General features: G+C 62.8%; 1 protein-coding gene. It reads left to right on the top strand.

Features of this window, described 5'->3' with window-relative positions; translation table 11 throughout:
• Positions 1-932 (top strand): DEAD/DEAH box helicase (locus EOD15_RS34840; protein WP_148129836.1); only part of this gene is annotated, 932 nt, incomplete at both ends.

The raw sequence follows: 932 nt of genomic DNA, 5'->3' as shown, positions 1-932 counted from the left end.
CGACACCCGGCCGGCTGCTCGATCACCGCGAGCGCGGCAAGCTGTTGCTCAACGGCGTCGAGATCCTCGTCATCGACGAAGCGGACCGCATGCTCGACATGGGCTTCATTCCCGACATCGAGCGCATCTGCGAAATGATCCCGTTCACCAGGCAGACGCTGTTCTTTTCGGCGACGATGCCGCCCGAAATCACCAAGCTCACCGAAAAGTTCCTGCACGCGCCGGTCCGCGTCGAGGTTTCGAAGGCAGCATCCGCCGCCACCAACATCATCCAGCGGCTGGTCAAATCAGGCTCCAAGCCGTGGGACAAGCGCGAGACGCTGCGCAATTTGATCAAGGCCGAAGACGCAGAACTGAAGAACGCCATCATCTTCTGCAACCGCAAGGTCGAAGTGTCGGAGCTGTTCCGCTCGCTGCTGAAGCATGATTTCGACGCCGGTGCGCTGCATGGCGACATGGACCAGCGCGCGCGCATGCAGATGCTGGCCAATTTCCGCGACGGCAAGCTGCGCTACCTCGTCGCTTCCGACGTTGCCGCGCGCGGCCTCGACATCCCCGATGTCAGCCATGTCTTCAACTATGACGTGCCGATCCACGCCGAGGACTATGTCCACCGTATCGGCCGCACCGGACGCGCCGGACGCTCCGGAAAATCCTTCACCATCGCGACCAAATCTGACACCAAATACATCGATGCCATCGAACGTCTGATCGGCAACAAGATCGAGTGGCATGACGGCGACTTGTCGACGGTGGTTGCCAGCGAAGGCGAGGACGATGCTCCGCGCCGTGGCAAGGGCGCGCCGCGCCGTGCCGGACGCAAGGACGACGACCGCAGCAGGGAAAAGAGCGGCGAGCGCAAACCGCGCGAACGCCACGCCAAGCGCAGCGAAGATGCCGCACCGGAAACAGTCCGCGAGGATCAGCCGGTG

Source organism: Mesorhizobium sp. M7A.T.Ca.US.000.02.2.1 (assembly GCF_003996995.1).
Lineage (GTDB): Bacteria > Pseudomonadota > Alphaproteobacteria > Rhizobiales > Rhizobiaceae > Mesorhizobium.
This window is presented reverse-complemented; position numbering and strand designations above follow the sequence as displayed.